Source organism: Leuconostoc sp. BM2 (genome assembly GCF_002095565.1).
Lineage (GTDB): Bacteria > Bacillota > Bacilli > Lactobacillales > Lactobacillaceae > Leuconostoc > Leuconostoc falkenbergense.
Map to the genome: position 1 here is coordinate 1 of NZ_MOWQ01000079.1, position 1,944 is coordinate 1,944.

The following is a 1,944-nucleotide window of genomic DNA, read 5'->3' on the forward strand; positions in this document are numbered from 1 at the left end:
AAGATGCAATAAATAGTGAACAAGGAATTACTGTTGAAGTAGATACTGATGATATTGTGTTCAAAAATGCAATGAGAAACGTTGCTAAAAGCATTTCATCAAAATAGCATTTTTCGCCAGAGCAGTGCGTAGCACATCCATAGCAACCGTTATTCAATCAGAATATTTGTAGTAATTATCTGAAGCTTTTCATGATTGCCCAAACTTTTTGCTGATATAAGATACGATGAGACCCCCTATGATTTGCCATAGGGTTTTTATAATTAGTTCCATGAGCTTTAAACTCCTTTCTAAGGAATAATATAGCAACAAGGTCAGATAACTCTTAAAACGCAAATAAGAGCCAAATAAGAGCAGTTAGAATTGCGGTGGTATCTTCGTATCGGTGGCGCGACCAAAGGGAGCGACAGACGACACACGGTAGGACACATCAAGTGTCCAGTGTGCTTGGGTGTCGTTAAGAAATGACGACCAGTCATTTTAGGCATCTCGTCCTTGCCGATATGGAGATACCACCTCTAGGCGAAATGAGGAGAGCTCTGCTCGACGATTGGAGACTTTTGGCGGGAGACGATCAGTCGACCAGAAAAAGCGGGCTTTTACTAACAGCCCGCTAGAGGTTCGATTTTCGAACCGCACATACAAAAAGGCAGTGAAACTGTGAGCCAATTTAACTAGTAATCAGCCACTTCATTAGAACGGGTAATTTGCCAGATTAATATGTTAAAATGGCATTATGCACGTGTTCAAGCATGTAGCACATTGAAAATTTAGACACAAAAAAACGGCATTCCGAAGATTTAGGCGTCAGAAGAATGTCGTTTACACAAGGGAGCTATAGGTATACTCAAGAAGTATTATAACATACTCAAATGAGTGTACATATAGCTCTCCACAACGAAATGGAGAGTACCAAATGGAGCAAGAAAAAGCCCAATTAATAAAAAACCATTGGTCTATAGACATGGTAAATGTAGTTGGTAATTTACGAAGGATGCCGGTTGCGTTTATTCTAAACAATGGTGAATGGATTTGTCGACGTGAAAATTACATGTGGCAATATATTCGAAAGTTTGAAAATGGCGATACTGAAGTTTTGATTACAGTACAGCGTTTGAAATTTCATAAGCGTTTTGATGACCCAGTTTGGGTGCAATATAATCCCAACCACTTAGAAAATGATGATTTGAAGCAGTTAGAACGAATTATGTATTCAATTGACCATACTCATCTGACGCGTGTTGATTTAGCCTGTGATATATACAATGTCGACCTTAGTCTCTATGATTTTGGATTGTTTAATGTTACTAGAGATATTTATCGAACTTTGTCCGGAAAATTAGAAACTAGGTATTGGGGAAGACGGAAAAGTGAACGGCAGATTCGTTTATATGACAAGGCTAATGAGCGTAAAAAGCATGGTAAAAAAGATGAAATTCCAGATTGGGCGGAAGAATGGTGGCGTCTAGAATTTCAATTTAGACAAGGTAAAGTAGACTCTTGGCAAGAAGAAATTATTGAAAAAATGAGTTCTTTTCATGTACTTGCAGTTGATGACAATGATAATTTAACTGAAACTGAGAAAGCCATTTTAGAACGTGTTAATGCTGATAAGTATAATTTTAAAAAGGTCGGCAAAGAAAAGGCAGCAAAGATACGAAAAATGGTTCGAGAGAATGTTGGTTTTGATACGACGGTATCAGATTTAGCTATTTTGGATTTTAATGAGCAACAAGAAATTCTTCAAAAGCAACTAAACAGTTTGATGACGAAATATAATATTAAACCGCAAACAGAAGAATTAACACGTTATTTTGAAGATGCAATAAATAGTGAACAAGGAATTACTGTTGAAGTAGATACTGATGATATTGTGTTCAAAAATGCAATGAGAAACGTTGCTAAAAGCATTTCATCAAAATAGCATTTTTCGCCAGAGCAGTG

Annotated in this window: 1 protein-coding gene; it reads left to right on the forward strand. The window is 37.0% G+C overall.

Features of this window, described 5'->3' with window-relative positions; translation table 11 throughout:
- The first annotated feature begins 916 nt into the window (after positions 1-916).
- Positions 917-1,924, forward strand: a complete 1,008-nt coding sequence (locus BMG01_RS10350; protein WP_036087047.1) for a hypothetical protein — start codon at positions 917-919, stop codon at positions 1,922-1,924.
- Positions 1,925-1,944 lie beyond the last annotated feature (20 nt).

What these genes read in the sequence shown, in the direction of transcription:
- BMG01_RS10350 (WP_036087047.1), top strand. Translation starts at nt 917, where the DNA reads ATGGAGCAAGAAAAAGCCCAATTAATAAAAAACCATTGGTCTATAGAC.